Below are 16,886 nucleotides of genomic sequence, written 5' to 3'. Positions count from 1 at the left end.
CGCCAGCGGAGCTTTGTCCTAAAGAAATAAAGATGGAAGATTATCTGGCTTTAAGCCCCCTTTTAGATTTTAAGCATCCCTCTATTCAAGATTTGATTCGGAATAGAGATTGGATGAGACTGGAAGCCTACGATCGCATAGGTGCGATATATGATTTCGTGCGCAATGAAATTGCCTTCGGCTATAACCTTGAAGATGCCATTCCCGCTTCGGAGGTAATGCAAGATGGCTATGGCCAATGCAATACTAAATCAAGCTTGTTTATGGCCCTGCTCAGAGCCTGTGCCATACCTTGTCGTTTGCATGGCTTCACCATTGCCAAGGCCTTGCAAAAGGGTGCGATTTTCGGAATTTGGTACCGATTGGCCCCTGCATCCATTCTCCATACCTGGGTAGAAGTTTATTTTGAGGGGCGCTGGTTAAAGTTAGAAGGCTTTATATTGGATGATCCCTATTTGAAATCCTTGCAAAAACAATTTGCTGATTGTGAAGGTCGCTTTTGCGGATACGGCGTTTATACGAATGACTTTGCCAATCCTCCCATTCTATGGAAAGGAGCGGATACCTTTATTCAGAAAGAGGGCATCAATCAGGATTTTGGCTTATTCGCTACTCCGGATGCCTTTTACAAGGATCATGAGCAGCAATTAAATCCATTGAAAAAGTACCTGTATCAGAATTTCATTCGCCATAGAATAAATCGAAGAGTAGATAAGATCCGCTGCAAAATCTAGTGGCATCTCTGCATTTTTCAGACCTTTGTCTTATGCCGGAATTAGTGATCAAGAATATGGTTTGCCAACGCTGCGTAATGGCGGTGGAAGATCTATTGAAGGAAATGCAGATTGAGGATTTTAATGTGGATTTAGGCTTCGTGCTTTTAACGCAGGATTTAAATGATATCCAAAAAGCGGAGTTAAAGGAGAAATTGGAATCCCGTGGCTTTGAGCTTTTAGATGATCACCGTAAGGTCCTCATTGAACAAATTAAAGTTCAGCTGCTCGATTGGGTTTATTACCAAGCGGATAAGCGTCCTCAAACCAATTTGTCGGTGCACCTGGCTGATCACTTCCATAAAGACTATTCCTCATTAAGTAGAGTTTTCTCCAGTGTAGAAGGGCAAACCATTGAGCGCTACCTCGCCAAATTAAAAATGGAACGGGCCAAGGAATTATTGGTGTACAATGAATTAGACCTAGGGGATATTGCCCATGCCCTGGATTATAGCAATGCCTCCTATTTATCGGCGCAGTTTAAGAAGGAAACCGGTATGACACCCACGGAGTTTCGCCGTAATTTCTCGCATTTGCGGAAGCCTTTGGACGCGATCTAGCAAAATTCCATAAGAAGCCATCAAAATACCATTCGTCATCGGATGGTCGCCTTCGGATCTTTGTATTCGAAAATTAAGCTTATGGCTACAATAGAAAATAAGGCATTTGAAGACACTTTCTTAGTGCAAGGTATGAGCTGTGCTGCCTGCGCCAGCAGTGTTGAATCTATATTACAACATACGGATGGGGTTGCGGAAGCGGAGGTGAATTTCGCTGCACATACTGTTAAAGTGAAGTACGCCGAAAACTTAGCCCCTCAGGTTTTAAAAGAGGCTTTACAAAGTATTGGTTACGACCTCGACCTGGAGGCTAAAGATCGCGAGCAAGACCTGAAGCGTAAGGAGCAGCAAGAACGACGTTACAAACAATTAAAGAAGCAAACTTTAGGCTCCGCCCTTTTAAGCTTACCGGTTTTTATCATCGGGATGTTCTTTGGTAATTGGAGCTGGGGTCCTTGGATTTCAGCTGTTTTGTCGCTACCCGTGCTCTTTGTCTTTGGTGGGCATTTTTACCGCAATGCCTGGAAACAACTCAAACACGGCTTGGCCACCATGGACACCCTCGTAGCCCTAAGTACCGGTATCGCCTATACCTTTAGCTTGTTCAACACTTTTTACCCCGAATTTTGGATTTCTCGTGGTTTAGAAGCGCATGTGTATTTCGAAGCAGCGGTGGTGATTGTGACCTTCGTTAGTTTAGGTAAAACCCTGGAAGAGCGGGCTAAAAGCAGTACTTCTCAGGCTTTGGAGAAATTGCTAAACCTTCAGGCCAAGCAGGTGATTCGCCTTAGAGATGGTGAAGAGGAGGAAGTAGAAATTGAAGACTTGCAAGCAGGAGATCTGGTGCGGGTAAAAGCCGGGCAGAGTATTCCTGTAGATGGAATTTTGCATCAAGGATCGGCTTCGATCGATGAAAGTATGCTTTCCGGCGAATCAATTCCCATTAGCAAGGAAGAGGGAGATAAACTTTATGCCGGAACTCTGGCCCAGAAGGGAAGCTTTGTATTAAAAGTCGACCAAATTGGGGAGGATACCGTTTTGGCCCAAATTATTCGCTTAGTTAAAGAAGCCCAAAGCAGTAAAGCTCCGGTTCAGGATTTAGTCAATAAAATTGCCGGAATTTTTGTGCCGGTAGTAATCGGTATTGCCATTCTCACTTTTGGAGTTTGGATGATCTGGGGTGGGGAGGAAGCCTTTGCTCGTGCTCTATATACGGCAATCGCGGTTCTTGTGATTGCCTGTCCATGTGCCTTGGGCTTAGCCACACCTACCGCCATTATGGTAGGGGTTGGCAAGGGCGCTGAGAATAATATCTTGGTACGCAATGCCGAGAGTTTGGAAAGAGCCCGTGAAGTGGATCTTTTACTTCTGGATAAAACCGGTACCCTCACTCGAGGTAAACCCGAAGTATTGGAAGCCGAATGGAAATTGGATGTGAAGGATTTTGCACCGGTTTTACTAGCCTTGCAGCAACAATCTGAACATCCACTGGCAACTGCCTTGGTACGTCATCTAAGAACCCAAGGCCACAAAGCCACGGAGCAACAGAATTTTGAAGCCATAGAAGGAAGGGGAGTAAAAATCTCAATACCTAGTGGTGAGGAATATGCCAGTGGAAATGCACAATTCCTGGCGGATTGGAATTTAAGCCCAGCGCAAGGCCTTTCGGCGAAAGCCCAAAAATGGGCTCAACAAGGAGCCACCGTATTGTACTTCTTTAACCGTGAGCAGATTATCGCTCAGTTTGCTATAGGGGATCAATTGAAAGAAGGTTCAGCCGAAGCCATAAAAACTTTGCAAAAAGACGGATTGGAGCTTATGATAATTAGTGGTGATAATGCCCAAACCACCGCTTATTGGGCGGAGGAACTTGGAATCTCGAATTTTAGAGCAGAGGTACTTCCACAGGATAAAGGTTCCATAGTACGCGATTTACAGGCTCAGGGCCGAAAGGTCGCAATGGTAGGAGATGGCATTAACGATTCTGAAGCTTTGGCGCAGGCCGATCTGGGTATTGCCATGGGACATGGTTCTGATATTGCTATGGAAGTGGCTCCAATGACCTTAATGAGCTCCGACTTGCGTTTAATTCCAAAAGCCTTTCATCTTTCTAAACTCACCCTTCAGGGTATTCATCAGAATCTCTTTTGGGCCTTCATTTACAACCTCATTGGTATCCCCATTGCGGCGGGAATCCTGTATCCCTTTACAGGCTTTTTACTAGACCCCATGATTGCTGGTGCCGCCATGGCCTTTAGCTCCGTGTCGGTGGTATTGAATAGCTTGAGGTTGAGGGGAAGGAAGCTTTGAGGGAGAGTCTAGAATATAGACCGCTGCGCTGTTAGAGTTTAGACCGCTGCGCTGTTAGAGTATAGATCGCTACGCTGTTAGAGTATAGACCACTGCGCTGTTGGAATTTAGATAGGTTAATGAGTCAAGGTGAAGTTTTTCCCAAAAGCTTATTTATTAGGCCTTGGCTATAGATTACCGTTCATCGAAGAAAAGCGACGGTTTATCGAAATATCCTGAGACAAAGTTTGGGCTTCTGGCAATTGATTACTTTTAAGGAGAACTGTATAAGGGAAAATGCTTCGCAACATTTTAATTATCATCGCCTTAGTCTTACTTCAATCTTGTTCCAAGGAGGAAATACCAGTTAAGGGCAGCCTTCATTTTAAAGGGAAAACCTATGAATTAGCCAGGCATAGGGTCAATTATCGATATGCAGTAAATAGCATTTATAGCTCTGGATATTTGTACGAGCTTTTCTTGTATACCAAAGGCATGGTTCCAATTTATTCAGCGAATGGTACTGAATATAAATTGGCGGGGAGTGGAAGTGTTTTTCGATTTAAGATCGTGGCTCCTAATAAGATGAAGCTTGATAAGGCCCGCTATATGTCCTCTTGGCTTGACGATCAGCCCAGTGAGGCCGAAGAGTATTTTCTTTATGATGTAGATGTAGAAGAATATATAGATGGTAAATTCAAAATCAGACATTATGCAAATTATCAAGGATGGTTGGATTTAGATATTAATTCAAAAATCAGCTTAGAAACGGATTCGATATGGGCCCTAAATCAAGAGAGTGGCCTAAGAGAAAGTTTTATGAGTCTCAGGTATAATTCGGCCTTTGAGGGAATTAATGATTTGAGTTTCCCATGAAAAGAATCACTCTAGTTCTATTTTGTTTATGGGCAATGAGTTCCATCGCTCAGGAGCATCGCTATTATCCGGAAGATATTATGGTCGTTCCTCATTGGGACATTGGAATGACTCATTCGTATTTCCAGAATTTCATTTTTAGAAATGCGAACGACTTTGTGTTTGAAGTATACGGTTCGAATGGCGATGTATATAAAAGCCAGCCTCATGTGTATCCTATAGAAGGTTCCGGCCATGTTCGCAGGGGGAAATTGCAGGGAGAATTGGTTCGAAAGCATACTGATTCCTATCGGGGCTATCCTTCTATTAGACTATCGAGTAATTATGTGGAATATGCTCCCAATTTATTGATAGAGCAAATCACCGGTTCAGGATTTTTGGGTATCGTGTTTTTTAATCCAGAAACCGGTTTGCAAAATGAATTTCCAAAAGACTTGTATGCGAAGTCTCTGGTGGCTTTGAGCCAGGCACCTTTTGTGGTGGATCAGGAAATATATGTTTTGGCCGGAGATTGCGATGGATATAGTACATCCGGAAATTATTTCGATTATAATAAGCTTGATCGAGATAGCCTTTATTTATTGCGCTTTGATTTTGAGAAAGCAGATTTCGTTAAGGAGCACTCATTCAATCTGAAGGGATTAACTGGAAAGGAGTTTCAGCGCTGTATGGGAGAATTTGACTTTGATCCGCAGCTTGGGACACTGCGTTTTCAGCAAGCTGATACCCTATTTTTATTTGAAGTAGGGCGGCCAAATCCTACTCAAGTTTATAAGCCTCCATTTTACAGAAACAGAAATTTAAAGTACCTGGCCGACACAAATTATATTGTAGGACGAACTCTATTTTCTGCCGACTATGATACGAGCTATGGTGAGTACTTAATGCGTACGACCTTTGATTCCAATTATCAGGAATTTCAGGATTCGGTAGCCTACTACTATCCCAGTCCGAACTTAAGATCAGACAGTCTGCAATATAAATATGATGTCATAGGAATAACTGAGGAGCGGGTGTATTTGTCGAGACAAAAGGCTTTTTATGATGAAGTAGGAACTTTTTATGACAATACCTTAATCTGTACCAATTGGCAAGGGGATAAACTCTGGTCCAGAGATATGCTTAGTCGAGATTACCGAGGTCATCTTGAAGAGGTTTTTGAGCTTAATGATACGCTCTTTGTATTAGGTCGAATAAAGTTCCCCAGTCCTTATAAGCCTGAGTATTTTATAGGCCCATCCATTTCATTTATCCGTAGATTAACTAAGGATGGAAAGCTAATCGATTGGCAGCAAATAGATCCGGATATTCAAGTCTATCCTAATCCATTTCAAGTGGACTTCTTCATTGAATTGGATGGCTTACGTTCCATCCAATTGTTTAATCAGACTGGACTTTTAATTCGCGAAGAAAAAGTCTTGCCCGGAGATTATAAATACCAATGCTTCTGGCCAGACCTGGACATCGGCCTGTATATTTTAAGGCTAGAAGATAAGGATGGAAATTACTTTCAAAGAAAGTTGTTGAAGAAGTAAATTGGTAGCTGGTACTTAGTAGTTGGTAGTTGGTAGTTGGTAGTTGGTAGTTGGTAGTTGGAAATGTAATTTCATCTCACATCTCACATCTCACATCTCACATCTCACATCTAGACTCTAAACTCTAGATTCTACACACTACTTAATAATTTTCTTAATCACCCGCAGCTTATGGGTATGTCCACGTTCCTCGGCATTGAAGATGCCACTTTGATCGAGGCGATCGAGGCGAACTTTGCCACTGGCATGGAGGATATAATTATCCTGAAGGATGATGCCCACATGCACAATTCGGCCTTCATTATTATCGAAGAAGGCCAGGTCACCGGGTTCTGATTCTTCAATGAAACTTAGGGTTTCACCCAGTTCGGCTTGCTGCCAGGCATCGCGAGGAATGGAATGTCCTGCCAATCGATATACCATTTGGGTAAAACCTGAACAGTCGATTCCAGCTGGGGTTCTGCCACCCCATAGATAGGGGGCATTGAGGTAAAGGAAAGCCGTTTCAATGAGTTGTTCGCGGCTCTGTTTTTTAGAAAGGGTTGGCCCATTGTAATGAAAAACTTCATCGGCCAAAGTGAAATTATGCTCGGCATCAAGACCGGGCAAATAAGAACCCAAAAAGATGGGGAAGAAGCTCCCCCCATCTTTTCGGGATACTAATTCTATTAGGTCGGAGGCAATAAAGATGGGCGTCTTCTTTTGCGCTTCGGCCTGAGCATCATCCATAAAGCTCGCTTGCTTCCTATCGATCCAGCCTTCATAGCGATCGTGGTGCAAACGAATGCGAATCCACTTTTTACGCTGTTCCAGAACATCGTAGGTTTCTCCAAAGATCAATTGATTCACCATCTCCGAAGCATCGGAGGGATCAGATCGCATGGGGATAGCGCTAAGCTTGGAAATGCCTTTAACCATGGATTTAGGCCATGTTTTCGATTACCATTGCAGAAGCACCACCACCACCATTGCAAATACCGGCAGCACCGTATTTACCTTGGTTTTGCTTCAATACGCTGATCAAGCTAACAATGATACGAGCTCCGGAAGCTCCCAGTGGGTGACCCATAGAAACGGCACCACCGTTTACATTGGTTTTAGCCGCATCAATATCCAATAACTGAATATTAGCCAAGCCTACTACTGAGAAGGCTTCGTTTAATTCGAAGGCATCTACCTGATCTTTATCGATTCCGGCTTTAGCCAAAGCTTTAGGTAAGGCCTTTGCTGGAGCAGTAGTAAACCATTCTGGTTCATGAGCTGCATCCGCATAAGCATTGATCTTAGCGATCGGTGTTAAGCCTAAGCTTGCTGCTTTTTCGGCCGACATAATTACTAATGCGGCAGCGCCATCATTTAAGTTAGAGGCATTAGCAGCAGTTACGGTACCTTCTTTGTCGAATACCGGACGTAGGGTAGGAACCTTGGCGTGATTTACTTTGAATACGTCCTCGTCTCTGTCCACGATAATGGGATCGCCCTTACGTTGAGGAACAGAAACCGGAATTACTTCCTCCGCAAATTTTCCGTTTTCCCAAGAAGCGGCACTACGACGGTAGCTTTCCAATGCAAATTCATCTTGCTGCTCACGGCTAAAGTTCATGTCTTTAGCACAAAGCTCAGCGCAGTTACCCATGTGTGTTTGATTGTAAACATCGATCAAACCATCACGTAATAGGCCGTCTTTAGCTTTAATATCGCCTAATTTCACACCATTACGACCTTCGAGGTAATGTGGAACATTGCTCATGCTTTCCATACCACCGGCAACGATAACATCGGCATCACCAGCTTTAATGGATTGAGCGGCCATCATAATGGCCTTCATGCCTGAGGAGCAAACTTTGTTAATGGTAGTACAAGGAACCTCATTGGAAATTCCCGCACCTAAAGCCGCCTGACGAGCAGGAGCCTGACCAACATTGGCTTGCAAAACATTACCCATTAATACTTCCTGAACTTCGGAGGCATTAAGATTAATTTTGTCCAAAGCACCTTTAATGGCGATGGAGCCCAATTGGGTAGCAGAAAGGGAAGAGAGACTGCCCATAAATCCACCAATGGGGGTACGAACCGCGGATACGATTACTACTTCTTTCATGAGAGGTTATTATTAGAAGGGTTACAGAAAATACCGCCTTCCGTTTGGAATGTGATCTGAAATTTGAAAAACGACTCGTGGTCCGAGATCATGCGGTATTCTAAGATTTATCTTTACTTAGCAACGTGGGCGAAATTACACAAAATAAGCCGTTCAATTAGACCAATCGCCATGCGAAAGCTCCTACTGATCATTCAGAACTATCAAACCCAGATTTCTACTGCCTTACTTTTTCTGGGAGCGATGATTATTGTGGTTTACCTCAGTCCACGCGAAGCCAAATTTAAATACGAATTTCAGAAGGCTAAGCCTTGGCAGCATGAGAATTTACTGGCTCCTTTCGATTTTGCCATACAGAAGAGTGAAACCGAAATTGCCAAGGAGAAAAGGGATTTATCCGAGCAAAAAACCCTCTTCTTAAAATTTAAGGAAGAGGCGGAAGCTTTAGCCCTTTCCAAATATGAAGGGGAGTTTGAACCGGCCTGGGAACAGGCTTTAAAAGCCGGTCGTTTTAGTTTTATTTTAGAGGAAGGCGATACCAGTTTTTGGCATGATAATATGCTGGAAGCGGGCAAGAGCACTTTAATTACGGTATTTAAAAAAGGGGTGCTTCAACCTTTGGAAGATGAGCCCTTAGCCCAATCTTATGGAGAGGTTCTGCTTTTAAGAGGGCAGGTTACCGAGCAGGTAGAATGGGCACAGTTTTACAGTATCAATGAAGCGGATCATGCGGTTCGAGAGCGATTGAAAGATCGCTATCCTGCCGCAGTAAGCAGTTTCCTTGCGGCCCGAGTGGCCTCCAGCTTGCGCTATAATATTGTTTTTGATAAGGAGACCACCGAGAAATATTTAGAGAACCAATTAAATAATATCCTCGCTACCCGTGGCATGGTAGAAGAGGGGGAATTGATTATTGCCAAGGGTAACCTAGTGGATCAAGATCGCTTTAACAAGCTGAAATCCCTGCAAGAAGTGTATGAGGGTAGCCTCAGTGGCGATGATTCTTATTTCGGATTGCTATCCGGGCAAATCCTATTGGCGGGCATTCTGTTTTTTGCCCTCTTCGCTTATTTACGTCAATTTGAGCGTTTGGTGCTGGAAGATATTTCGCGCCTCACTTTTATTTTGCTCAATATCTTGATCATGGTCTTAGCGGCCTACTTCATTGGTCGCTTTCAGGAAGAGTATATTTTTCTAGTGCCTTTTGCCATTTTACCGATGGTAATGCGCTCCTTCTTCGATATCCGTTTGGCTCTCTTTGTACATACGGTTACCATCCTGATTATTGGATTTCAGGTACCCAATAGTTTTCAATTTGTATTCCTGCAATTCATTGCCGGGGTTTTTTCGGTACTACTGGTTAACAACTTGTATAAGCGGCGAGATCTCTTTATTACCGCTGGTAAGATTACCGGGGTTTATGCCATTTCCTATTTCAGTTTGGCCATTTTACAGGAGGGATCAATTTGGGAAATTAATTATCGGGTTTTCAGCTTTTTTATGGTGAATGGCTTGCTTACCCTGGTTTCCTTCCCTTTAATTTATTTTCAGGAACGCCTCTTTGGTTTGGTCTCTGAGATTTCATTACTGGAGCTAAGCGATACCAATAATCCTCTTTTACGCGAATTGGCAGAAACCGCGCCCGGAACCTTTCAGCATGTTTTGCAAGTAGCGAATCTTACCGAGAATGCCTGTTTGGCGATTGGTGGTAATGCCCTTTTAGCGCGTACCGGAGCATTATACCATGATATTGGTAAAATGCAAAGCCCCATGTATTTTATTGAGAATCAAAGTACTGGGATCAATCCTCATGATGAATTGAGTTTTGAGGAAAGTGCAGAGATTATCATCGGGCATGTTTCGGCAGGGATTACCATGGCCAAGCAACATCGTTTACCCGACATTTTAATCGACTTTATCCGCACCCATCACGGCACTTCAACAGTGATGTATTTCTATCGCCAGTACATTAAAGACTTTCCTTCTGATGAAAAGGCCCTGGATAAATTCACTTATCCCGGACCAAAGCCCTTTAGCAAGGAAACCGCGGTATTGATGATGGCTGATACCGTAGAAGCTGCTTCGCGCAGTATCAGCAATCCGGATCATGATAAGATTGATCAATTGGTGGAGCGCTTGATCGACAGTCAAATTCAAAGCGGGCAATTCGAAAATGCCCCTATTACCTTGCGGGAGATTCGTACGGTGAAAAAGATATTCAAGAAAATGCTCATGAATATCTATCATGTGCGTATCAAGTATCCTGATTAGGGAGCGAAAACTTCCAATACGGGTAAGGCTTTGCGGTTAAAATCGAAGAGAGCTTGATTTTCCCAGGGAGAGGCATTTTCACCTTGCGGGCCTTTCCAGGCAATGAGTTCACCTCCCCAATAACAAAAGCCACGACCTCTGTCCTGAGCTTCGATTTGAGCACGAATTTCGGCTAGAAACTGTTTTTGACCAGCTGGACTGGCAGGGATGGTATCAATTAATAGTTCTGGTAGTCCTACAATATTATTGGTCCAATCATTCCAATCCAAAGTAAAAGGGTAGGCCGTTTCAGCAATCATAATTCCTTGCTTTAAGTTGGCATCCAGATTATTGAAAACATTAGTGAGGTCAAAAAAGGATTTCCCATGCCAGATGGGGTAATAGGAAATCCCGATTAGATCGAAGTCTAAATCCTTTAAATCCAAGAAATAAACTGGAGCTACAGTTGGACCAGCGCAATGGAGCATAATTTCACTATCCGGGCTATGCCTTCGAATGGCAGATGAGGCCGTGTCGATTAAGGAGCGAAACTGAGGTAATTGCTCCCATCGTGAGCCAAAGGGCATGAGCAGGCCTGGGTTGATTTCATTCCCGATTTGAATAATTTCCGGCTGAATTTGAGCACTGATTCGAGCAAAATACTGGTAGAGGCTATCTTGAAGTTCGGCGAAGCTTAAATTGGACCAGCGAGCCGGAATCTCTTGATTGGAAGGATCCGCCCAGTGGTCAGTGCAATGCACACTAAGCCAAACTTTAAGACCACGATTATGCAGTACCTCGGCAAAACTATCGACTTCGGAAAAGCTGGAATGAGGTCCCGCCGGATCTACCCATAGTCGTAATCGGACTGTGTTTATTCCGGCATCTTGAAGGATATCCAAGAATTCATCCTCTTCGCCATCGGCTTTAAAGAAACTAAGATTAGCCGCACTAATTTCGGGCCAGGATGAAAGATCCGCGGCGCGATAAAAGTCCTTGGTATTGGATTCGGGAACTTTTGCTGTTCCTTGTCCTTCATTTTTTCGGCAGCCACTTAGAATGAGGCTTGCAAGAAGGAAATAAAAAAAGCCTCCCCAAAGGAAGGCTTTATGTTTAGTCGATATCGGAATCATCCATTTCAGATTCCTCATTTTCATAGTTTTCATCATCATCGTTTTCTACTTCCACTTCTTGATCGAAGCTAACCTTCCCAAAAATGGTTTCGAAGTCGGCACCCACAGAATAATCGTCTCCGTGTTCTGCAACTTCAAATCGTTCTTGGTAGTACTTGGTATAGCGCTTCAAGAAATCTTCATTATCGGTAATTACCAATAAGGAATCTCTTTTATCGCTGGCCAATAATCCTAAGCTAAAGTCCATGCGCTCCCAGAGGTAGCGATTGGGCATTAGGGGGATTTTAGCAATAAAACGATGGTCGGTTTTAATTAAGCTTCGCTTAGGTTTTAGCTCGAGACATTTCATGTTTACGTTCGTGTTCTAAGGTTTAATGTTTTTGATAGCGCCAATACTGGGTTTCTCCCTGGCGGTTCTTCATTTCTAAAAGGATATGCGCTTCTTGCTCAATATGATATAAGGTAAAGCTGTATAATTTCATTTTATGCTCTTTCATGAAATTGCTCAGTAAATCGAAGTCAATCGCTTTAAAAGGCGCATCCAGATGTTCAAATTTATTAGTCTGAATCTGAATATTGCTTCCCTTACTGCAATCACAATTAAGAAGCTCTTTCTTGGTATCGTATTTCAGCTTTAAGCTTCCCTTTTCATTGGAATCGTCGCTGCTGCATCGAAAACTGTAATAAGCCTTTGTATTGGCATACTGACTTTCCCATTCAGCAGAGCTAAGTTCGGTAAATACCGGTTCAGATGAAAAAGTTAAGAGGCCAATAAGGCTTAGCATAAGACTGGTAAGCATACTGTAGATTTATTAGGGTACCCAAGTTAGACTTTTTCCTTAAATCTTCACGACTTTAAACTCCTGTCCATTTACCTTAAGAATGTAATTGCCAGCAGGAAAACGCTCCATTTTGATTTTTAATTCGGCTAAATGCTCATACTTCTCCTGAATACGGGTTCTACCAGCCGGAGTAATCAATTCAATTTGCCAGTCAATAGGACCGCTTTCAGATACTAAGGTTAAACTGTCTTGAACAGGATTGGGGAACAAGCGAATATTCTTGTTTTCGGTGCTTATCACCTCCAAGGCCAGGCTTTCATCACTATTGGCCAAAACATAATCACCGCTCATCAAAGGATTTAAGATAATGCTTCCAATGCGTGAATTAGGGCTACTGGCTTGCTTTTGCTGATGAGGGTATAAGTTCCATTGTTGGGCTCCTTTCGGGCGATAAAGGACCACCAAGCTATCGTTTCCATTTTGCAATAAATCCTGATCCAGACCTCGGGTACTGCCATCAAATCGCAATTCTCCTTTAAGGGTACTTTGTTGGAAATAGAGATTCTGAACCGTGAAATAATGCTTTTGTCCCAAGCGGAAATCAAAGGGATTAGCAGAATCTTTTTCAGCTGCCACCAAATGCTGCATCACCACTACAGAACCGGTATCTACAAAATTCTCGGTGCTTACCGTCATCCCACCATAGCTGGCCGTTTGGCTGCCCGCCTGATCAAAATGTAAGTGATCTCTACCTGTGGCCGTTAATAAAGATCCGCTGTAGGAAGCCAGCACGGCAATCGGTTTGAAGGGGATAAGAATTCCGCTATGCTGACTCTCTTTACCAGAATGGATTAGCCTTTGGGTAAAATGAGTGCCATCCGCTTTAAAGAAGGTGATATCTACTGGCACCTGATTGAAGTAATTAGGTGCAGCATAGGTTCTTTGCTTTAAGCTGAGGTCTACCCTCTGCGTTAAATCCTGATAGGACCAATCCTCTACACTAAACTGCGGATAGCCCGCTTCGAATACCCAATCTTGCCAAAAGTCTTGCAAGTCAGTATTTCCGCTAATACGGATCATTTCATCCCGAAATTCTACACTGTTTAAATTGCCATAGGCGTGATCATTAAAGAGCTGTTGCAGGGAATTGAAAAATACACTGTCGCCCAAATAATGGCGCATATTATGACCTACCATGGCACCTTTTTGATAGACGTGATATCCATACACAAACTCATGGGGCATTCCATAAAGAGAGCGGTGCATATTACCATCACGGCTAGCGGCATTTAGAAGTACATTCCAGGCGTTTTCGCGCACGATGTCTAGGTATTCCTTACGACCATAGACCTGCTCGGTATAAAGATGGGAACTGAACTCCGCCATGCCTTCGTTGATCCACATGTCATCGGCTGTTTCGCAAGTAATGAGGTTTCCAAACCAATGATGCGCTAATTCATGGGCCATGATATCCTCTCCGTTAAGGTTTCCATTGATCAAATTGATGGGATAGGAAATGCTGGTGGCATGCTCCATGGCGCCAACGGTAGTAGCAGCATAACCCACTCGTGGCCATTGGTAGGGACCGAAATAGTGTTCGTAGGCGTGGAGGGTAGGCTTTAAGTTTACAAAGGAGGCTTTCAGATTGCTAGTGTCTGCTGCCTTAGCGGCTAATAGAATGTCTAAAGTTCCATTGGCTCCAGCTACCGTATCGCTTAAGAATTGATAATTGGCCAGGGCAAAACTGATGAGGTAAGTAGGAATAGCTTTGTCTAAGCGAGCGGAGCTTAGAATGCTGTCTCCTTGTGAATTGCGAGTGATTTGATCGCCGCTTAATAAAGGGCGCATAGGGGCCTTGCTTAAAAGGTTCAAGCTGTAGGTAGATTTCTCTACGAAGTTATCATAGCAGGGGAACCAGGCTCGGCCATAGGTATGGGGATTGGATCCGAAGCCTACTCCTAAATTGTAATAATAACCCTGGGCGGCATGAAAGCCCCCCCAATTTAAAGGGTCGCCTTGAGGATAGCCACTGTAGTAAATCCATACCGAAGTAGTATCTCCCAGATTTAAAGCATTGCTGAAATCGATTTGTAGAAGTGAATCATTATAGCTGTAAGTACCGGAAACACCGGGGAATTTTACGGAATCAACCTGAAGCTTCCAGAGGTCGAGATTAAGTCGACTAACATTGACAATTCGAGGTGTAACTCGAATTCGGGCTTCGGCTTTAAATTCTTGCTGGGCAATACCATAAAGGTCCAAAAAGAGCTCATAATCCAGAATGTCAAAGGTGTCGCTCTTCGCATTGTTATTGATATTGGGAGTAGAAAGAGCCTGAACGGCTTGCTTGCTGTCCATACAATTGTACTGGGCCTGCAATAAAAAAGGACCCATGAGAAAAACGATATACCAAAGCTTTCGCATACTAAGAAATTTGAAGCCCGAAGATAAGAAGCTAATCGAGCACCCTAGCGACTCCGTTCAATATTTATAATTTAGGACGCGCTAAGCCTGAAGCCCATGATGAGCAAACGCAATATTCTTTCATTTATCCCTGCTTTCCTCATTATCCTCTTGCCCCCGAGCTTGGTTTTAATGCAGGATGATTCAGCATTGGACTCGGTGCTGCATCCGCGCATGTTTTTACTAGGTATATTCCTCTTATTAATTATCGGCCTCAGCTATCCCAAAGCAAATTGGCTAAAGGCCTTCAAGTCTTTTCCAGCGCTTTTCTTCCTGGGATTTTTATTGATTGAAAGCCTTTCCTGGCTGGGCCATGGCGCCGGAGCTGAAGCTGCAGTACCTTTGATTAAGGATGTAGGATTTTTCCTACTGTTTATTACCGTTTCAAGCTTGGATGGGGATGCCCGCAAAAGAAGCTTTTTGGCTTGGTCGACCCTAATTTCATTGCTCTTAGTAATTGGAATTACGGTATATGAAAACATAGTTCCAAATTGGACTAATACACTCCAAGAATTCCCCTTCACCGAACTACGGGGACCAATGGCGCATCATAATTTATTGGCTTCGTCCTTATTACTCTTACTTCCCTTTAGTTTACTGGCTAAAAGCCAAGAAGGCCGAAATCCTTGGCCCGCGCGAATTCTCGGGATGATAGTGGCCATCGCTACCTTGGCATTAATTTATTTTACACGCTCACGATCAGCATTATTAGGGGCTATGGCCGGAGCGGCTGTAATTAGCCTGACTTATATCTTTCGAAAGTGGATTCCAAAATTTAGCTATGCCAAGACTAGCCTGGGAATTTTGCTCTTGATTCTCCTGGTTCCCATTTTCCTGGTACAATACAAGGTAGTGTTAGCTAAAACAGGGGAGGGTAAGGCGCTTCAAAGTCGAATGATTGAGACTAGTGGTACTGAGAAGAGTTTTACGACGGGCGAGCGCCTGCAAATGTGGGATTATAGCTTGGCCATGATTCAAGATCAAGGTTTATTAGGAGTAGGGCCCGCTAAGTGGCGTATAGAATTTCCCATGTATGGATCTGAGGTTTATCGTGCCCGACAAGGCATCGTACAATTCCAAAGACCTCATAATGACTATCTCTGGATTTGGGCCGAAACCGGACCCTTTGGCCTTCTATTTTATCTGGCATTTGTAATGGCCTTAATTCAGCAAGCCTTTCGGCAGATGCGTATTGGCAATTCCAATTGGAGTCCTTATCTTTTATTAGCAGTTCTTATTGGTTTTTTGGTGGTATCCGTTTTTAGCTTCCCCCGCGAGCGCATTTTTCATCAATCCTTATTTATGATGGCCGCGGGTCTTTTAAATTCAGCTGGATTGAGTTCTGAAGCTCGAAGGCAAAGCAAACTTTGGCAAGTCTTGCTCTTTTCAATCTTAATGCTAATGGCGACTCTTTTCACTTATACCGGCTATGAGCGCTGGCAAGGAGAGAAGATAAACCGGAAGATGATTGTGGCCCATGGTCAGGCTAACTGGTCTGCATTAATTCAATTAAAGGAAGAAACCGTTCCCTTATATTTTTACCAGATTAGTCCGGTTGGAATGCCCATGGAATTCTACAGTGGACTGGCTTATCTTAATCAGCAGAACTTTGCCAAAGCCCTCCAAGAATATAGTATTGCACGACAGCTGCATTCCAATAATTTGCAGGTGATTAATAACCTGGCTAATACCTTTGCTCTAATGGGAGAGGCGGATAGCGCCTTGGTTTATTATCGTAGAGCGACCGAGATTTCCCCTTATTATAAGGAGGGCATTTTAAATCTGGCCTCCGCTTATTTTAATAAGGCTCAGTCGGCGCAAGCCTATGCCGTCCTGCGAGAAAAGGCAGCCGAATTTGATGAAGATCGAGGGATGTATGAAACTTATGTACTTACCATCATCAGAAAGTGGGCGACAGAAGAAGGAAAGGAGCTTAGTGCCTTGGACGATAAGGACTTGATTCGATTGCATTATATTCTGGCTTATGACCTAAGACAAGAGCCGGCTTTGGAATATTTCGCCAGCCAATCAGTAAGTCATTAAAGGTTCAGCTTTGGGCGCTCAAACTGTTAAAGAAGGTTCGAAGTCCTTCTATTTCAAAGAAATCCTTTAATTTTCAGGTCT

Annotated in this window: 13 protein-coding genes; 7 read left to right on the top strand and 6 right to left on the bottom strand. The window is 43.5% G+C overall.

The features are described 5' to 3' along the window. The first annotated feature begins 32 nt into the window (after positions 1–32). The 5 genes from H4K34_RS01360 to H4K34_RS01340 all read left to right on the top strand — a co-directional run bounded on the left by H4K34_RS01360 (position 33) and on the right by H4K34_RS01340 (position 6,033). On the top strand, positions 33–734 hold the full coding sequence (locus H4K34_RS01360; protein WP_210759047.1) for a transglutaminase-like domain-containing protein: 702 nt from the start codon (positions 33–35) through the stop codon (positions 732–734). A gap of 32 nt (positions 735–766) precedes the next feature. After that, positions 767–1,333 carry an AraC family transcriptional regulator gene (locus H4K34_RS01355; protein WP_210759046.1) on the top strand — a complete coding sequence of 189 codons (567 nt, stop codon included), beginning with the start codon at positions 767–769 and terminating at the stop codon, positions 1,331–1,333. Positions 1,334–1,414: 81 nt separating this feature from the next. Next, entirely contained in the window at positions 1,415–3,643 is a 2,229-nt protein-coding gene (locus tag H4K34_RS01350) for a heavy metal translocating P-type ATPase (protein ID WP_210759045.1), read from the top strand. A 276-nt stretch (positions 3,644–3,919) separates the two neighbouring features. Beyond that, positions 3,920–4,498, top strand: a complete 579-nt coding sequence (locus H4K34_RS01345; RefSeq protein ID WP_210759044.1) for a hypothetical protein — start codon at positions 3,920–3,922, stop codon at positions 4,496–4,498. Further along, a complete protein-coding gene (locus H4K34_RS01340) occupies positions 4,495–6,033 on the top strand; it encodes a T9SS type A sorting domain-containing protein (protein ID WP_210759043.1) in 1,539 nt (512 codons plus the stop codon). The genes H4K34_RS01345 and H4K34_RS01340 overlap by 4 nt, the downstream gene beginning before the upstream one ends. Before the next feature lie 138 nt (positions 6,034–6,171). Here H4K34_RS01340 and H4K34_RS01335 read toward each other — a convergent pair whose 3' ends face one another. Further along, the gene (locus tag H4K34_RS01335) at positions 6,172–6,951 is read right to left on the bottom strand and encodes a C40 family peptidase (protein ID WP_210759042.1); all 780 of its coding nucleotides are present in this window, start codon (positions 6,949–6,951) and stop codon (positions 6,172–6,174) included. A gap of 4 nt (positions 6,952–6,955) precedes the next feature. Then, positions 6,956–8,134, bottom strand: coding sequence for an acetyl-CoA C-acyltransferase (locus H4K34_RS01330; RefSeq protein ID WP_210759041.1), 1,179 nt, complete (start codon positions 8,132–8,134; stop codon positions 6,956–6,958). A gap of 171 nt (positions 8,135–8,305) precedes the next feature. On the opposite strand from H4K34_RS01330, the gene H4K34_RS01325 reads away from it, so the two are divergent. Beyond that, positions 8,306–10,405, top strand: coding sequence for an HD family phosphohydrolase (locus tag H4K34_RS01325; protein ID WP_210759040.1), 2,100 nt, complete (start codon positions 8,306–8,308; stop codon positions 10,403–10,405). Here H4K34_RS01325 and H4K34_RS01320 read toward each other — a convergent pair. The 4 genes from H4K34_RS01320 to H4K34_RS01305 are packed head-to-tail and all read right to left on the bottom strand — an operon-like array spanning position 10,402 to position 14,723. Next, positions 10,402–11,535 carry a glycosyl hydrolase 53 family protein gene (locus tag H4K34_RS01320; RefSeq protein ID WP_210759039.1) on the bottom strand — a complete coding sequence of 378 codons (1,134 nt, stop codon included), beginning with the start codon at positions 11,533–11,535 and terminating at the stop codon, positions 10,402–10,404. The genes H4K34_RS01325 and H4K34_RS01320 overlap by 4 nt on opposite strands. Then, entirely contained in the window at positions 11,498–11,866 is a 369-nt protein-coding gene (locus tag H4K34_RS01315) for a hypothetical protein (protein ID WP_210759038.1), read from the bottom strand. Before H4K34_RS01315 ends, H4K34_RS01320 begins: the two co-directional genes overlap by 38 nt. Positions 11,867–11,888: 22 nt before the next feature. Next, positions 11,889–12,317, bottom strand: a complete 429-nt coding sequence (locus H4K34_RS01310; RefSeq protein WP_210759037.1) for a hypothetical protein — start codon at positions 12,315–12,317, stop codon at positions 11,889–11,891. Between the two features lie 39 nt (positions 12,318–12,356). Beyond that, positions 12,357–14,723: a M1 family aminopeptidase gene (locus tag H4K34_RS01305; protein WP_210759036.1), complete on the bottom strand. Its 2,367-nt coding sequence runs from the start codon at positions 14,721–14,723 to the stop codon at positions 12,357–12,359. A gap of 96 nt (positions 14,724–14,819) precedes the next feature. On the opposite strand from H4K34_RS01305, the gene H4K34_RS01300 reads away from it, so the two are divergent. Then, entirely contained in the window at positions 14,820–16,805 is a 1,986-nt protein-coding gene (locus H4K34_RS01300; RefSeq protein ID WP_210759035.1) for an O-antigen ligase family protein, read from the top strand. Positions 16,806–16,886 lie beyond the last annotated feature (81 nt).

It is taken from the genome of Croceimicrobium hydrocarbonivorans (genome assembly GCF_014524565.1).
GTDB classification, from domain to species: domain Bacteria; phylum Bacteroidota; class Bacteroidia; order Flavobacteriales; family Schleiferiaceae; genus Croceimicrobium; species Croceimicrobium hydrocarbonivorans.
Note: the sequence above shows the minus strand (reverse complement) of the source record. Positions and strands in the feature narration are given on the sequence as shown.